Below are 747 nucleotides of genomic sequence, written 5' to 3' on the forward strand. Positions count from 1 at the left end.
TTCTTCACCGGCTTTAACATGAGTTTTAATAAAACCATCAGTACCAAAATTACTACCCGTTACCCCAACCAGATCGCCATTAACAAAAACATCTGCACCTGGCACTGCAACTTTATTCATATCCAATACGTTAATTGATAATGTAGATAAAAGATTTCCGCCAATAATGTAATCTTTAGGTATTCCAACCCCACAAGTCATTGTATTGATAGTCAGCACAGTGACGCTATCCGAACATGTAGCAATAACCTCAGGAGTGCCCGTTGTCACATCTCTGAATTCAATATAAGTGGTGATATCATTATTGGTTGTTTCATCAAAGATATGTTCAACAAAATATTGTCCATTCACTTCCTGAACATCAAGCACTGCTTCCTGAACTGCAGCACCGACATCATCACCATCTGTAATACGTACCAGAAGTTTAAGATTGTCCATTCCCCCTACATCGGTAATGGCCTCTTCAGGAATGTTAACTAAGAACCGGGCATTCTGGGAGTCATTAAAATCAATAGTGATATCCGCCTGCAGGCTTATGATATCGATAATAAGATCATCTCCCTGGACCAGATCCAGGCTTTGCGCCCCCTGCTTACTTCGACCTATCAGAATATTGCCGTTATACAGATTAACATCATAAGAATGTATACCATCCTGCAGATTAAGAATAACTTCTGCTAAACCGCTTTCTTTACTGATTTCATAAACAGTTTCAACACCATCAATTACCAGGCCTATTTGTGGTGC

Annotated in this window: 1 protein-coding gene; it reads right to left on the reverse strand. The window is 39.6% G+C overall.

Annotation, left to right across the window (positions count from 1 at the left end):
* Positions 1 to 747: hypothetical protein (locus H4O21_RS23990; RefSeq protein WP_182812367.1), on the reverse strand; the 747-nt coding region annotated here is incomplete at both ends.

Origin of the sequence: Oceanospirillum sediminis (assembly GCF_014164585.1) — a bacterium.
Classification (GTDB): domain Bacteria; phylum Pseudomonadota; class Gammaproteobacteria; order Pseudomonadales; family Halomonadaceae; genus Oceanospirillum; species Oceanospirillum sediminis.